Origin of the sequence: Leminorella grimontii ATCC 33999 = DSM 5078, from assembly GCF_000439085.1 — a bacterium.
Classification (GTDB): domain Bacteria; phylum Pseudomonadota; class Gammaproteobacteria; order Enterobacterales; family Enterobacteriaceae; genus Leminorella; species Leminorella grimontii.
On record NZ_AUUA01000011.1, the window covers coordinates 80,501 to 94,332 of the forward strand.

The 13,832-nt window shown below is 57.5% G+C and carries 13 protein-coding genes; 5 read left to right on the plus strand and 8 right to left on the minus strand.

The genetic code is table 11. The features are described from left to right. Window positions 1–4 precede the first annotated feature (4 nt). Window positions 5–1,027, minus strand: coding sequence for a DUF4272 domain-containing protein (locus tag G544_RS0112960; RefSeq protein WP_027275005.1), 1,023 nt, complete (start codon window positions 1,025–1,027; stop codon window positions 5–7). A gap of 358 nt (window positions 1,028–1,385) precedes the next feature. On the opposite strand from G544_RS0112960, the gene G544_RS0112965 reads away from it, so the two are divergent. Then, a complete protein-coding gene (locus G544_RS0112965) occupies window positions 1,386–2,369 on the plus strand; it encodes an alpha/beta hydrolase family protein (RefSeq protein ID WP_036024061.1) in 984 nt (327 codons plus the stop codon). 76 nt (window positions 2,370–2,445) lie between these two features. Here G544_RS0112965 and G544_RS0112970 read toward each other — a convergent pair whose 3' ends face one another. The 4 genes from G544_RS0112970 to G544_RS0112980 form a co-directional block, all read right to left on the minus strand. Beyond that, window positions 2,446–2,838, minus strand: coding sequence for a hypothetical protein (locus G544_RS0112970; protein ID WP_027275007.1), 393 nt, complete (start codon window positions 2,836–2,838; stop codon window positions 2,446–2,448). Then, window positions 2,835–3,050 carry a hypothetical protein gene (locus G544_RS22200; RefSeq protein ID WP_147654620.1) on the minus strand — a complete coding sequence of 72 codons (216 nt, stop codon included), beginning with the start codon at window positions 3,048–3,050 and terminating at the stop codon, window positions 2,835–2,837. The genes G544_RS0112970 and G544_RS22200 overlap by 4 nt, the downstream gene beginning before the upstream one ends. Window positions 3,051–3,215: 165 nt before the next feature. Beyond that, entirely contained in the window at window positions 3,216–6,056 is a 2,841-nt protein-coding gene (gene glnE / locus G544_RS0112975) for a bifunctional [glutamate--ammonia ligase]-adenylyl-L-tyrosine phosphorylase/[glutamate--ammonia-ligase] adenylyltransferase (protein WP_027275008.1), read from the minus strand. Between the two features lie 25 nt (window positions 6,057–6,081). Continuing rightward, window positions 6,082–7,371 carry a CYTH domain-containing protein gene (locus G544_RS0112980; RefSeq protein ID WP_027275009.1) on the minus strand — a complete coding sequence of 430 codons (1,290 nt, stop codon included), beginning with the start codon at window positions 7,369–7,371 and terminating at the stop codon, window positions 6,082–6,084. 406 nt (window positions 7,372–7,777) lie between these two features. Here G544_RS0112980 and G544_RS0112985 point away from each other — a divergent pair, with 406 nt between their 5' ends. The 3 genes from G544_RS0112985 (at window position 7,778) to G544_RS0112995 (ending at window position 10,456) form a co-directional block, all read left to right on the plus strand. Next, window positions 7,778–8,401 (plus strand): TIGR04211 family SH3 domain-containing protein, encoded by a 624-nt coding sequence (locus G544_RS0112985; RefSeq protein ID WP_027275010.1) that lies wholly within the window; start codon window positions 7,778–7,780, stop codon window positions 8,399–8,401. Between the two features lie 111 nt (window positions 8,402–8,512). Beyond that, window positions 8,513–9,751 carry a multifunctional CCA addition/repair protein gene (locus G544_RS0112990; RefSeq protein WP_027275011.1) on the plus strand — a complete coding sequence of 413 codons (1,239 nt, stop codon included), beginning with the start codon at window positions 8,513–8,515 and terminating at the stop codon, window positions 9,749–9,751. A 138-nt stretch (window positions 9,752–9,889) separates the two neighbouring features. Further along, window positions 9,890–10,456 carry a hypothetical protein gene (locus tag G544_RS0112995; RefSeq protein WP_027275012.1) on the plus strand — a complete coding sequence of 189 codons (567 nt, stop codon included), beginning with the start codon at window positions 9,890–9,892 and terminating at the stop codon, window positions 10,454–10,456. Between the two features lie 48 nt (window positions 10,457–10,504). Here G544_RS0112995 and bacA read toward each other — a convergent pair whose 3' ends face one another. Together bacA and folB are read right to left on the minus strand one after the other, a co-directional pair. Then, window positions 10,505–11,332: an undecaprenyl-diphosphate phosphatase gene (gene bacA / locus G544_RS0113000; RefSeq protein WP_027275013.1), complete on the minus strand. Its 828-nt coding sequence runs from the start codon at window positions 11,330–11,332 to the stop codon at window positions 10,505–10,507. A gap of 105 nt (window positions 11,333–11,437) precedes the next feature. After that, complete coding sequence (gene folB, locus G544_RS0113005) at window positions 11,438–11,806, minus strand: bifunctional dihydroneopterin aldolase/7,8-dihydroneopterin epimerase (RefSeq protein ID WP_027275014.1); 369 nt, start codon at window positions 11,804–11,806, stop codon at window positions 11,438–11,440. Window positions 11,807–11,915: 109 nt separating this feature from the next. On the opposite strand from folB, the gene plsY reads away from it, so the two are divergent. Continuing rightward, window positions 11,916–12,554 (plus strand): glycerol-3-phosphate 1-O-acyltransferase PlsY, encoded by a 639-nt coding sequence (gene plsY, locus G544_RS0113010; protein ID WP_027275015.1) that lies wholly within the window; start codon window positions 11,916–11,918, stop codon window positions 12,552–12,554. A 6-nt stretch (window positions 12,555–12,560) separates the two neighbouring features. Here the strand turns inward: plsY and tsaD are convergent, their stop codons facing one another. Beyond that, window positions 12,561–13,583 (minus strand): tRNA (adenosine(37)-N6)-threonylcarbamoyltransferase complex transferase subunit TsaD, encoded by a 1,023-nt coding sequence (gene tsaD / locus G544_RS0113015; protein ID WP_027275016.1) that lies wholly within the window; start codon window positions 13,581–13,583, stop codon window positions 12,561–12,563. Between the last annotated feature and the right edge of the window lie 249 nt (window positions 13,584–13,832).

Here is a 13,832-nt window from a genome sequence, read left to right on the forward strand (position 1 = left end):
CGGCTCAGGCCGGCGTATCGACCTCGTCCCATTCTGCGTCTTCGAAGCGCACCAGCCAGTTCAGGGCATGGTGGCGTTCGCTGATAACGCTGCCGGACAGGTTGGCAGGAATGTCTTCCCCCCGCTGTCCCGCCTCGCGGATAGCCCAGTGCAGGCGATAGCACAAATCCAACGCGTCTAAAATTTCATCCGCCGGGCGAAGCCGAGCGGCGTCGATAAAGCTTTGCGTATCTTCGGCCAGAATAAGGTCCGTTACCCCATCAACGTCGCAAATCTCGGTCGGTAGGGAAAGTTTGTCTATCTTGCCTAAGCTCCACAGCAGCAGCGCCAGAGCTTCGTAGCGCCACACCGCGTTGATGACGTCCTGCTCCTGCGGAGACGGCTCCGCCATAAAGCACGCCTCTTCGGGGCTTAACAGCGATGCGGCGAGCGGCAGGCGAGAATAAATATTCTCAATATTATCGCCTTCGTCCTGAGAAAGACTTAACGCCCGCGCCGCGACGGACAGCAAAGCCACGCAGCGCTCGGCCACCTCTTTCGCCGAACGCAGCACCGCTTCGCCCTCCCCCATCACCGGCGGCAGTGAATTGGCGACGCGCACGCCCAACTTCTGGCAGTATGCGTCATTACTCGCCTTTCGGGCCAACGCGTCAGCAGGATAGGGCACCGAGCCGGTAATATCGCCCTCCCCTGGGGTCGCCAACAGCTCGCCCTCAGGAGATATCACCGAGCCGTCATTACAAAAACAGATGCCGTTCACCTGGCGCATCCAGTCGAAAAACGCGTCCGTATTCTCTTCTTCAATCTCTAGACTGAACTGGGTTTGAACGCGGCCAATGTGCTGCAGCAGGTGATACAGGTGAGCCGTCATCTGACTGCCGCTTTTCTCATAAACATAGCCCTGAAATCCGTTTAAATGCGGCTTAAGCTCGGGGTCAGAGCGATCGCGACGATGGTTGAGACGATGCGGGAAAGCGGGCGCCGACGGCGTATGCAGCGTGGAGTAGACGTTGAGTAGGAGCGCCATAGAAATAAGTCCTTTTAAACTGAATTCCGCTATTGGTGGAAATAACCCGGCGTTAAACCGCGTAACTTTACTGGAAATACCTTAATGAGTTTCGCTGAAAAATGCTTTCCATATCGATCCTCAGCAGACAGTCGTTTGCGATGCGGATAAACGCTATTCCGTCCTCATCGACAGTTTCTACCGCTGCGCGAATAAGCAGTAATTCATTTTCAATACAAAAGCCCGCTTGAATTCAGGAAAGAAAGCATCGGAGCGCTTTATTGCAGACTTCGCGATGGGTTAATAGAGAGGCTCATTGAAATGCCCTATAACCACTGGCAGTATGTGCGAGAATATCATTTCATCAAGGACGATTACTATGACAAAACGAATTAAAGCTCCCTTTTCTATACTGCTGCTTATGGGGCTTTTCACGCTTGCAGGCTGCGGCCAGGACGAAAGCGCTACCAGCAATAATCCAACGCTGTCCTCTGAGCGCGCCGCTTTCCAGACCAATATTATCGACACCAGCTTTGTTGGTGACGGCGTGCCGGCCACTCCCCCTAAAGAGATCTTTAACCTGATAAGCTACCCGGCAAAAGATGGCCAGATGGCAGCCTACGTCACGCCCGACCCTCAAGACGGTAAAAAGCATCCGGCGGTTATCTGGCTTATCGGTGGCTATGGTGGAATCGGCAACGATGACTTTTTCTGGCAGCCGCAGCCCAGAGACAACGACCAAACCGGCAGCGCCTTCCGTAAGGCGGGGCTCGTTATGATGGTGCCAAGCTTTAGGGCTGAAAACGCTAACCCAGGCCGCTACGAAATGTTCTATGGCGAGCTGGACGATCTGGAATCGGCCCGCGCCTGGCTGGCCCAGCAACCGTATGTCGATCCGCAGCGCATCTATTTAGTCGGCCACAGTACCGGCGGCACCAGGGCGCTACTGGCCAGTGAGCTTTCCTCGGCTTATCGAGCAGTATTTTCCCTCGGCGGCATTCCCGATTTGAAAAAGCGAATAGAGGGAGGGCGTATGATGGTCAACGTTCCTTTCGATCAACGTAACGCTCAGGAGTTCAAACTGCGTTCGCCGCAGTTCTTTGTCACCTCCATCACCACGCCAACCTTCTATTTTGAAGGGCAGGAATATTACTGGAGCGAGTTTGACGATATGGGCGACGTCGCTAAGCGGAAAAACGTTCCGTTCTACACATACATGCTGCGCGGTGGCGATCACTTCAATATTATTTCGCCCGTAACGGAAGCTATTGCAGAAAAGATCCTCGCCGACGGCGGAGAGAAGACCAATATTACCTTCGATAAAGCAGACATTAGCCGCATCGAAAAAAATATTGGCCGGTAGTTTTTAATAGCCCCGGGAAACCGGGGCTATAGCACAGGGGGAAGATCCTCTTCTCCCTAAACCACCGCCGCCAGCTTTATTGGTGGAAATAGATCCCCATACGCTCCTGCGGTACGGTAATTTCCCAGCGAGAGCCGACAACAGGCGAAAATGCCTCTTTCGTATCTAGCATCAACAGACAGTCGTTCGCGACGCGGATAAACACCATTCCATCTTCATCGACGGCTTCTACCGCTGCACGAATAAGCAGTAACTCATTTTCAATACAAAAACCAAGCCACTCCCCATCATATGGGCGACAGCTGTCGCAGGATAGCGGCCAGTCAACGTCAAACTCCACGTAAAAAACGCCGTTCGGCAAGGGTTCGGCTCCGCCTCGCCAATAGCCGACGCCTTCGCCATAGGGGGAATCAAAGGTGATAAGAACGCCTTTTTCATTCTGCGCAATCGTCCTAACGGCGACATTCATTCTTCGTACTCGTTGTTATGAACAACGGTTGTAGCACTCGACGACGGCAATATCCCTACCACCACACCCTGAGCAATAAACCCGCCTTCCCACAGGCGAAACGTTGTTCCCACACGCACATGGTGAAAAACCTCATCGGGTGAAAGAAAGATCATCGGCACCGCATGAACGGTCTCTCCCAAAAACGCGCCGCGCCCGAGTTCATCAAACAATATCCGGCAATCGTAGCCGTGGGAGGAAAGCGCCTCAACGCTCTCGAAAAAGACCGGGCAGCCGTAGCGTATCGCCGGGATATCTCCTTTTCTTCCGCTTTCGGACGCGGGAAAAATCGGATATCCGCAATAAGCCTGCTCACACTGAGCCCTCTGTCAACGTCCCTACTCCCCAAGCCACCGCCGCCAGCTCTCTTTAACCTGCGTCCGCTCAGGGATAAAGGCGTCCATCGCGACTTTTCCGGACGTTTCCTGCAGCGCCAGACGGTGGATTTCGTCACGCATCGTCACGTAGGCGCGGGTCAGGGCCATCGCCTCTTCCTCATCCATAATTCCGTGGTTCGCCATCAGCTCGAAGATCCTGACGTTGTCCGACCAGCGGGTCAGCTTTGGCGTGTCGTGGGCATAGCGCAGCACCAGATACTGGGCGATAAACTCGATATCGGTAATGCCGCCTTCGTCGGCCTTCAAATCGAAAAGATCCGCTGACTTGCCGCCCAGATGGACGCGCATCTTCTCGCGCATTTCCCGCACGTCCCGCTTGAGCGTTTCCTCATCGCGCGCAAGGCAAAGCGTCTCATGGCGAACGCGGTCGAACGCCGCTTGCAACTGAGCATCTCCATAGACCAGCCGGCTGCGCACCAGCGCCTGATGTTCCCAGGTCCAGGCTTCGCTGCGCTGATACTCTTCAAACGCCGCCAGCGTCGTCACCAGCAGGCCCGATTCGCCGGAGGGCCGCAGCCGGGCATCGACCTCATACAGAATGCCCGACGCCATGCGGGCGCTGAACAGGTGCATAATACGCTGTGCCAGCCGCAGGTAGAACTGTCGACCGTCGATGCTGCGCGGGCCGTCCGTCGCCACGTTGTCCGGGCAGTCGTTAAGAAAAACCAGATCCAAATCGGAGCTGTAGCCCAGTTCGATGCCGCCCAGCTTGCCGTAGCCTATCACCGCAAACCCTAGTCCGTCTCTCTCCTGCAGGTGCGTCGGCTGGCCGTAGCGAGCCGTCATCTGGAACCACGCCTGCCTGACGACGGCGCCAATAATGGCTTCAGCCAGATAGGTGAGGTGATCGCTGACCTTCATCACCGGCAGCGCGCCGGCGATATCTGCCGCCGCGGTGCGCAAAATATGGGTCTGCTTAAACTGGCGCAGCGCTTCCAGCCGCTGCTCTTCGTCCTCTTCCGGCACGCGCAGCAAAAACTGCCGCAGCTCGTCGCGGTAAGCGCTCAGCGGGATGGCCTGATACAGGGAACTGACGTCCAGCAGCTCGTCAAGCAGGATCGGGTAGTCCGCCAGCTGCTGCGCCACCATCGGCGACGCCGCGCACAGGCGGATCAGGTGCGTCATGGCCGACGGGTATTCAACCAGCAGCTCCAGATAGGTGGTGCGCGTCACTATGCAGGCAATCAGGTGAGTCAGCCGCGGCAGCAGGCTGTCGGCGTCGTCCCGCTGGCAAACTTCCGCCAGCAGCCTTGGCATCAGGCGATCCAGCACGTCCCTTCCGCGCTGGCCGACGGCCCGCTTGTCCAGATCGTGGCGAAACGCGTTCAGGTGTTCGCCGACGCCCCGCTGCGCCTCACTACCAAGCTTCGGCATCAGAGACGCAAGCTCTTCCTCGCTCAGCTCGTCTTGCCAGAGCGTGACATACCCCTGAGCGCTCCGCTCCTCTTCCCCCTCAGACGCGTCCTCGCCGATAAGCGAGCTAAACACTTCGCGCACCGCCTGCGTATGCCGATCCAGCACCCTCATCATGTCGGCCCAGTCGCCGCACCCCATGCCGTAGGCCAGCCGCGCGCGGTTTAGCTCATCGGTCGGCAGGGTTTGAGTTTGCTTATCGTCAATCGCCTGCAGCAGGTTCTCCAAGCGGCGCAGGTAAAGGTAGCTATCCCTGAGCGCATCGGCCTGCTCTCTCGACAGCAGCTCGAGCTCGGCGATGGCCTCAAGGGTCGGCAGCAGCGCGTTCCCCTGCAGTTTGGGCTCCCGCCCTCCCCGAATAAGCTGAAAAACCTGAGTAATAAACTCGATTTCCCGAATGCCGCCCGCGCCGAGCTTAATGTTGTCGGCCAGGCCGCGACGGCGGACTTCGCGGGCGATCATGCCCTTCATGCCGCGCAGAGACTGAATCACGCTAAAATCGATATAGCGACGGAACACGAACGGGCGCAGCATCCGCTTAAGCTCTTCGGCGTAAGCTTCCCCCGCGTCGCCCAGCACGCGGGCCTTGACCATCGCGTAGCGCTCCCAGTCGCGCCCCTGCTCCTGATAGTAGTCTTCCAGCGCGCTAAAGCTGAACACCAGCGGGCCGCCGTCGCCGAACGGGCGCAGGCGCATGTCGACACGATAGACAAACCCTTCCATCGTCACCTGATCCAGCGCCTTAATCAGGCGTTGGCCAAGGCGAGTGAAGAACTGAACGTTGTCGAGCTCGCGACGCCCGCCTCGGGTCTCCCCGTTTTCCGGGTAGGCAAAAATAAGATCGATGTCGGAAGAGAAGTTAAGCTCGCCGCCGCCCAGCTTTCCCATCCCCAGGATCAGCAGCGGCTGCGCTTCTCCCTGCGCGTTGACCGGCGTGCCCCATTCGCGGCAGCACTGCGCGTAAAGCCAGTCCCGCGCGCCGATAATAAGCGTTTCGGCCAGTTCGCTCAGCTGCGCCAGCGTCTTTTGCGTAGAGCACAGCGACAGGCTTTGCGCCCAGGAAATGCGCATCAGCATTTGGCGACGAAACAGGCGCAGCGTTCGCATCAGGGACGCTTCGTCCGTCACCTCAGCCATCGCGGCCCCAAGCCACTCAAGGTAGCGCTCCAAGCCGTCATCCTGCGGCGCAACGCGGTACAGCTCATTCAGCCAATCTGGTCGGAACGTCAAGCTTTCGCTGACAAAGTCGCTCAGTGCCAGTGCGACGCCGTCTTCCGGCGTAAGGTTCGGCAGTTCAGACGACAGCGCCAAAAGCGCTTCTTGCCGCTTCAGGCGCTGAGTTTCAAGTAATGGAGGAAGCGATTGCATGGCATTTCCTTAATTAAAAAGGGGCTCAGGCGCGCCCGTCGCCGCTTAGCCAAAATCCTGGCTGCGCCAGCGCCCGGAGCCGATGCGCTTCGCGATCGCCCGCGCCGTCATAAAGCAGCTGCCAGGCGTCGATATAGCCCGCCGCCGCGTCGGGATAAGCGCCGGACAAAAGCCAAAACGCGATAATCATGCGTTCAAGGCGAGGCTTACGGTCTTTGTATTCGTCCGGCGTCAGCGGCGCGCAAAACGCCTCTTTAAGCTCGGCGCGACAGCGAGACAGCATCACGTCGGCAAAGCGCTTGAAGGAACCGTTCAGCTTTTTCTCGTCGCGCTCGTCGATAAACGCGCGCCACCGTTGGCCGAGCATCCAATCCATCAGCTCAAGCTTCAGCGCCAAATAGCCTTCGCCATAGCAGACGTCGCCGGCCGCATGGCGAGCCGACAGCCTCTCTTCCAGCGCCAGAAGCCGCTCTCTGAGCGCGCTCGACGCCTTGCGCGGGATCATGCCGCCCACCAGCGCTATCGCCTGCCGAACGGCCACCAGCGCGCGCCTGACTTCCTGCTGCGCATTTGCGTGCCCTTCAAACCAGCTGGCTTCGTTGCGCTGCCAGTGAGCAAGGGCCCACTCCAGCGCGGCGCAAAAACCCTGTTCAACCGTCGCTCTCGCCGGGAGCGCCAAAAGACCAAACGGCTCCGGCATCAGCTCGGAGCTCCCTTGCGAAAGCCGGTATCCTCGCGCCGCCTTACTCAGGCTACCCAAACGAACGCCGGTCGCAGACGCCAGCCTTTTCGCCAGCGCTAAAACGTCCTCAACGCGCCCCGCTTTCAGCTCCATCTCCAACTCACAGATAGGCTCTCGCTGTTCACCGACCCGAACTTCTCCGAGATCCAGCGCGACCTCAATCTGGCTTTCGCCTTCATTCACCAGCCAGGCTTCGCGGGTAAAGTCTGTAGTAAACAGCGCGCCCAGCGCGCCCTCAAGCCCAGATGCGCTTATTTCTTCAGGCCACGCGCTTTCGGGCAGCAGGCCTATCTCCAAGCGTTCGCTCTTTAACGGAACGTTATGCTCCGCCCGATGAGATACGCCGCCGACATGACTGCCGCCGGACTTCAGCGTCATTTCAAAGCGCCCGTCGTTTCCCCGAACTCGCAGCCCTACCCGATGGCGGCGCAGCAGGCCGTCGGCGGTGTCATAATAGGTGTTGGACAAACGCAGCGTTTCGCGGCTCTGCACGGGCCAGCCCGCAACAAGGACTTTCAGCGCCTCAACGGCCGTCGGTTCGACGATAAACTTCAGTTCGACTTCAATACTCATAGGCCCATTTCCACTGCCGTCACGGCATGCTTATACCCGTCATACTTCAAGTTGCCTGTACGTTGGCTGCGCTCACTCACCCCAGTCACGTACTTATGTACGCTCCTGGGGATTCTCTCCCTTGCCGCGTGATTCGGCCTAAAGGCCTCACCCTTTCAGGGCCAGCGCAAACGCTGTTCAAAACGCCATAGGCGTTTTGTCATGCAACTCGAATTATTTAGGGTATATATTTAAACGATGCTTTCAGTGTAACAATTTCCACCGTTTTTCAGGAGAATAACCGCCACAGGAAAGTGATTAATCCTATTTACGCGGTTAACCGGGTTTTACATTTGCACCGCGCCCCTGAAATCTCTACTATCCATAGCTATGTTATTTCGCAACAGAAGATAAAAAAATACTGACGATGCTTAAATTCAAACGATTCTCGACGCTTCTGCTGATATCGCTCAGCATCGCCTCTTTCGGCGCCGCGGCGGCCGAAGTTCGCTATATTTCGGACGACCTTATCACCTACCTGCGCGGCGGCCCATCAGACAACCATCGGATCACCGGCGCGATTAACGCGGGTGAAAAAGTCCAGCTGGTTAGCGTCAACAACGACACCAAGTACGCACAAATTACCGACGCCAAAGGCCGCACCGCCTGGCTTCCCCTGTCGCAGTTGAGCACCGAGCCCAGCCTGAGCGAAAAGGTGCCGGCGCTCGAGCAGCAAGTCAAAGATCTCACCGACAAGCTTGCCAATATCGATAACAGCTGGAACCAGCGCACTGCCGAAATGCAGCAAAAGGTCTCCAGCAGCGACGGTATCATTAATGAACTAAAGCAGGAAAACCAAAAGCTGAAGGAAGAGTTGGCGGCCGCACGCAAAAGCGTCAGCGACATCAGCCTACAGCTTGACGACAAACAGCGCACCATTATTCAGCAGTGGTTCATGTACGGCGGCGGCGTCGCCGGGCTGGGCCTGCTGTTAGGGCTGATTCTGCCGTACCTGATCCCGCGTCGCAAGAAAGACCGCTGGATGAACTAAACGCAGAATGTTTGTCGAAAACTAATGTTTGTAGAAAACTATAGTAACGCCGGTGCCCTTTGGCCGGCGTTTTTATTCAATGTCTGAATACGCTCTTCGCGCGGAGGCGATGTGAAAACCTATCTCGTTGGCGGTGCCGTCCGCGATGCTCTGTTGGGACTGCCCGTTCATGAACGCGACTGGGTGGTAGTCGGCGCTACGCCCGAACAAATGCTGGCGCTAGGCTATCAGCAGGTGGGAAAGGACTTTCCGGTCTTTCTGCACCCCGATACGCACGATGAACACGCGCTGGCCCGCACCGAGCGCAAAACCGGTGCAGGCTATACCGGCTTTAGCTGCTACAGCGCGCCGGACGTCACGCTGGAACAGGATCTGCTTCGCCGCGATCTCACCATCAACGCTATCGCGCAGGACGCAGACGGCGCCCTTATCGATCCCTACCACGGGGAGCGCGATATTGAGCAAAGGGTGCTGCGTCACGTCTCGCTCGCCTTTAGGGAAGACCCCGTGCGCGTACTGCGCGCGGCCCGCTTTGCCGCGCGTTTTGCGCCGTTGGGCTTCACTATCGCGCCAGAAACGCTGCAGTTGATGAAAGAGATCGTCGACGCCGGTGAAATCGCCCACCTTACGCCCGAACGGGTCTGGAAAGAGACAGAAAAGGCGCTGAAAACCGATGCGCCCCAGACGTTTTTCCAGACGCTGCGCGACTGCGGCGCGCTGGCGGTGCTGTTCCCCGAACTGGACGCCCTGTTTGGCGTTCCCGCGCCGGAGAAGTGGCACCCGGAAATAGACACCGGCGTCCACGTTTTGATGGTGCTTGAGATGGCTGCGCGCCTAAGTAAGGACGTCGACGTTCGCTTTTCCGCACTCCTACACGACGTGGGCAAGGGGCTGACGCCGCCGAACCTTTGGCCTCACCATCCCGGCCACGGCACGGCGGGGATCCGGCTGGTGGAAGACATCTGCCAGCGCTATCGAATTCCCAACGCGACGCGCGAACTGGCTCGACTGGTGTCTGAATTTCACGATCGGGTCCACACCGTCTACAGGCTGTCTCCGGAGGCATTGCTCGAACTGTTTGATACCGTGGACGTCTGGCGCAAGCCGCAGCGCTTAGAGCAGCTTCTGCTCGTTAGCGAAGCCGACTACCGGGGGCGTACAGGGTGGCAGGAGAAGCCCTATCCGCAGGCGAACTATCTCAACGAAGCCTATCGCGTGGCCTGCGCCGTCAGCGTAAAAGAGATCGTCGCGGCGGGATTTAGCGGTATCGCGATAAAAGACGAATTAACCCAACGGCGCATCGCTGCGCTCCGCACCTGGATAGACAGCCAACCGCCCATTCAGGCATAAGTAAACAAGTTCGGCTATCCTTACGGATGATAGAGATTAAATGGATTGTGTCTCGTCCTGCTTGCATGCCGTTCCCAACGTTGGGAAGCGGCAGCGCAGACAGCGTAAATTTATTTAACCTTATCGGTAGGTGCCGCCATGAATCCTTTGTACCCAACAACGCTCCTCGCAGGCCTTGTCCTGAGCGCTTATGCCTTCGCTACACAGCCCGCCAACTACGACACGCGCTTTCTTCTGTCGGCGCACGTTCCTGAAAGCGCGACCATTACCGATGCTCAGGGCGTCCCCGTCACTGAAATCGCATTGAGCTTAACCCCTTCCGGCAGCCAACACGCCGCGCCCGCAACGCTATCGGCCGATACTCTGGCGGTAAAACCGCTGCGCATATGGAGCAACAGCACCGAAGCCGAACGAGTAAGGATCACCATAGACGATGGTCAATCGGCCACGGGCCAGCGCTTTTCGCTCAATGGCTATGGGCGCAATGGGCCTGAGAAAATGGAATATACCGTGTCGACGGTCGACGATTCCGGGAAAAAAACCTTTCTCTACAGCGGTGCACAGCACGACTACACGCTGACGCCCATGAGCACTCATGCGGAAAAAAGCATTGCCTTCGTTTTTGAATCGTCGCGCGCCTATGGCGGCTATACGCCGGGAAACTATAGCGGCATCGCTTACGCCAGCGTCGCCGTCCTGCCCTGACAGGCCCTATGCCCGGCGCACGTTCGCGTCGCCGGGCATAGAGCGCATTTAGAAAAACACAAAGTAAATCACGCCCGCCACGAAGAAGCGATAGATAGCGAACGGAATAAAGGAAAAGCGCTTAATCAGACTCAGGAAGGTTTTAATCGCCGCCAGCGCGACCAAAAATGCAGTGACAAAGCCCACGGCGAACATCGGCAGATCGCTCCACGCCAGATGCCCAATGCTCTTGTACATCACCAGAATGGTTGCCCCCAGCATCATCGGCACCGCCAGGATGAACGAAAACTCCGACGCGGCGTAGCGGCTGACGCCAATCAGCATGCCGCCGGAAATAGTCGCGCCGGAACGGGAAAATCCGGGCCATAGCGCCAGACACTGAAAGCAGCCGATAATGAAAGCCTGACGGTAGCTCACGTCGTCCAGCCCTTCCGCTCTCGGCTTTTTAGGCTTGAGCAGCTCGGCGGCAATCAGCAGCAGGCCGCCGGCAATCAGCGCATACATCACGGTTTTCGCGCCGAAAAGGTGTTCTTTAATACTGTCGTGAAGCGCAAAACCGGCCACCACAGCGGGCAGCATGCCGAGAATAATATGGATAAGCGTCAGGCGGCCTGTTCCCCTTCCTTCATGAGGCACCTCTTTTTTACCGAAGTAGATGCCGATAAGCCCAAACATCCGGCGCCAAAACACCACGACGACGGCCAGAATAGAACCCAGTTGAATCACCACTTCAAACGTTGACGCCGTATCGCCGGAGAAGCCCAGGTACTCGCCAACGATGATCATATGCCCCGTAGAAGAGACCGGCAGAAACTCGGTTAGCCCCTCAACAACGCCAAGAATAAACGCGACGACGAGATCGTGTAAGCCATCCATCAAAAAAACACCTTATGAAAGAAAAAAGACAAAAAAAGGGGCCTTTCAAAAAAGACCCGTGAACGTTTTATCCGTCAATCTCTGACAGGCCGCCGGGCAGTTAGTTCAAGCGATGCGCGCTTCGCGCGAGCCGCGTTCAATCACGACGCCAACGCTTGCCGCTCTCGCGACCGCGCCCGGCTTGTCGAGGCGAATTCTAACCCAGGGAATGGAAAAACGGTGCATTAAAAGTTTTGCCACCTCTTCTGCTACGCGCTCAATCAGCGCAAAGCGGCCTCCCTCAATCAGCTCAACCACCGCATCGCTGACCTCAGCATAGTTTAAACAGTCCGCGACGTCGTCGCTGGCCGCCGCTTTTTTATTGTCCCAGCCCATTTCGATATCGAGCACCAAACGCTGCGTAATGGTCTGTTCCCAATCATAAACGCCAATGGTAGTAAACGTTTCAAGTCGTTCTATAAAGACGGTATCCATGATTTGACTCTCTGTTTTTTCAATTAAGACGTACCACTTCTTATCGAATGTGCGTATTATCCACAGTTATCAGGAGTAAAACGACAACCGTAATATGAGGAGCGAATTTATGAGTGCTATCGCGCTTGGCATGATCATTATCGCTTATCTGTGCGGCTCGATTTCCAGCGCCGTGCTGGTGTGCCGAATCGCAAAGCTGCCCGACCCTCGGGAAAACGGCTCCGGCAACCCCGGAGCGACCAACGTTTTGCGCATCGGCGGCAAAGGCGCTGCGGCCGCCGTACTTATTTTCGACGTGCTCAAGGGGATGCTCCCCGTCTGGGCCGCCTACAAGCTGGACCTTCCCCCGTTTTCACTAGGGCTGGTGGCTATCGCTGCCTGTCTGGGACACATCTACCCCATCTTTTTCCACTTTAAAGGCGGTAAGGGCGTTGCCACTGCCTTCGGCGCCATCGCGCCCATCGGCTGGGATATCACCGGCCTGATGACCGGCACCTGGCTTCTCACTCTACTGCTTAGCGGCTACTCCTCGCTGGGCGCGATTATTAGCGCGCTGATAGCGCCGTTTTACGTGTGGTGGTTCAAACCCCAGTTCACCTTTCCCGTCGCGATGCTCTCCTGCCTGGTGCTTATTCGCCACCACGACAACATTCAGCGCCTGTGGCGCGGGCAGGAAAGTAAAATTTGGGACAGGTTCCGCAAAAAGAAAAACGGCGACGCGTCTGATAAAGACGAATCGCCGGAATAACCATCCTCAAGCCGCCGCAACCGGCGGCAGCTGGTCCAACGGCCAGCGCGGGCGGACGATGACCGGAAGGCTGGCGTGCTCTCCCGCCTTCAGCCTGACCATGCCTGCATAAGCAATCATTGCGCCGTTATCGGTACAAAATTCCGGACGCGCGTAAAACACTTCTCCGCCTCGCGCGGCCATCATCTCCGCCAGCTTTTTACGCAGCGTGCGGTTGGCGCTGACGCCGCCCGCCATCACCAATCGGGTAAAGCCGGTTTCATCCAGCGCGCGACGGCACTTAATCGCCAGCGTGTCCACCACCGCGTCTTCAAACGCTCGGGCGATGTCCGCCTTGCTTTGCTCATCGTCTCCCGACTGGCGAACGGTGTTGGCAGCATAGGTTTTCAGGCCGGAAAAGCTGAAGTCCAGCCCCGGACGGTCGGTCATGGGCCGAGGAAAAGTAAAGCGACCGGCGGTTCCCGCCTGCGCCATTTTAGACAGCATCGGGCCGCCCGGATAGTCGAGCCCCAGCAGCTTGGCGGTTTTGTCGAACGCTTCGCCCGCCGCGTCGTCAATGGACTCTCCCAGCAGGCTATACTGCCCGACGCCCGTAACGCTGATGAGCTGAGTATGCCCGCCGGAAACCAGCAGCGCCACGAAGGGAAACTCGGGCGGATTGTCTTCCAACATCGGAGCCAGCAGGTGCCCTTCCATATGATGCACCGCCACCGCAGGCACGTTCCAGGCCATCGCCAGCGACCGACCGATGGTCGCGCCGACCAGCAGCGCGCCGATAAGCCCCGGCCCCGCCGTATAGGCCACGCCGTCAATATCCGCCGGGGTAAGCCCAGCTTGCTTCATCGCGGCCTGGATCAGCGGCACCGTTTTGCGCACGTGATCGCGCGAGGCCAGCTCAGGGACGACACCGCCGTAGTCGGCGTGCAGCTTGACCTGGCTATAGAGCTGGTCGGCCAAAAGCCCCCGCTCGTCATCATAAATGGCGACGCCGGTTTCATCACACGACGTTTCAATTCCCAAAATGCGCATAGCTCATTAACCCGCAAGACTTCAAAAAAACAGCGACGATCATAGCATAAGGAGCGGAGGACTTAACGGCAGCTTGTGTAAAAATGCTACTTGATAGCGACAGCCGCCTACCGATTCCGCTAAACTACGCGCCAAACGTGCTAAAACACGCTGAAAGACGCCCGTCCAAGCAGTTGCAATTTGAAGTATGACGGGTATACGCTTTTCGGCGCCCGTTCCATTCCAAACAACCACTTGATCGAGACTGAA

Bases quoted from the DNA above. Each gene is read 5' to 3' on its own strand.
- tsaD (WP_027275016.1), bottom strand. From the start codon at position 13,583: ATGCGCATTTTGGGAATTGAAACGTCGTGTGATGAAACCGGCGTCGCC.
- G544_RS0112995 (WP_027275012.1), top strand. From the start codon at position 9,890: ATGAATCCTTTGTACCCAACAACGCTCCTCGCAGGCCTTGTCCTGAGC.
- G544_RS0112960 (WP_027275005.1), bottom strand. From the start codon at position 1,027: ATGGCGCTCCTACTCAACGTCTACTCCACGCTGCATACGCCGTCGGCG.
- glnE (WP_027275008.1), bottom strand. From the start codon at position 6,056: ATGCAATCGCTTCCTCCATTACTTGAAACTCAGCGCCTGAAGCGGCAA.
- G544_RS0112985 (WP_027275010.1), top strand. From the start codon at position 7,778: ATGCTTAAATTCAAACGATTCTCGACGCTTCTGCTGATATCGCTCAGC.
- G544_RS0112970 (WP_027275007.1), bottom strand. From the start codon at position 2,838: ATGAATGTCGCCGTTAGGACGATTGCGCAGAATGAAAAAGGCGTTCTT.
- bacA (WP_027275013.1), bottom strand. From the start codon at position 11,332: ATGGATGGCTTACACGATCTCGTCGTCGCGTTTATTCTTGGCGTTGTT.
- G544_RS0112980 (WP_027275009.1), bottom strand. From the start codon at position 7,371: ATGAGTATTGAAGTCGAACTGAAGTTTATCGTCGAACCGACGGCCGTT.
- folB (WP_027275014.1), bottom strand. From the start codon at position 11,806: ATGGATACCGTCTTTATAGAACGACTTGAAACGTTTACTACCATTGGC.
- G544_RS0112965 (WP_036024061.1), top strand. From the start codon at position 1,386: ATGACAAAACGAATTAAAGCTCCCTTTTCTATACTGCTGCTTATGGGG.
- plsY (WP_027275015.1), top strand. From the start codon at position 11,916: ATGAGTGCTATCGCGCTTGGCATGATCATTATCGCTTATCTGTGCGGC.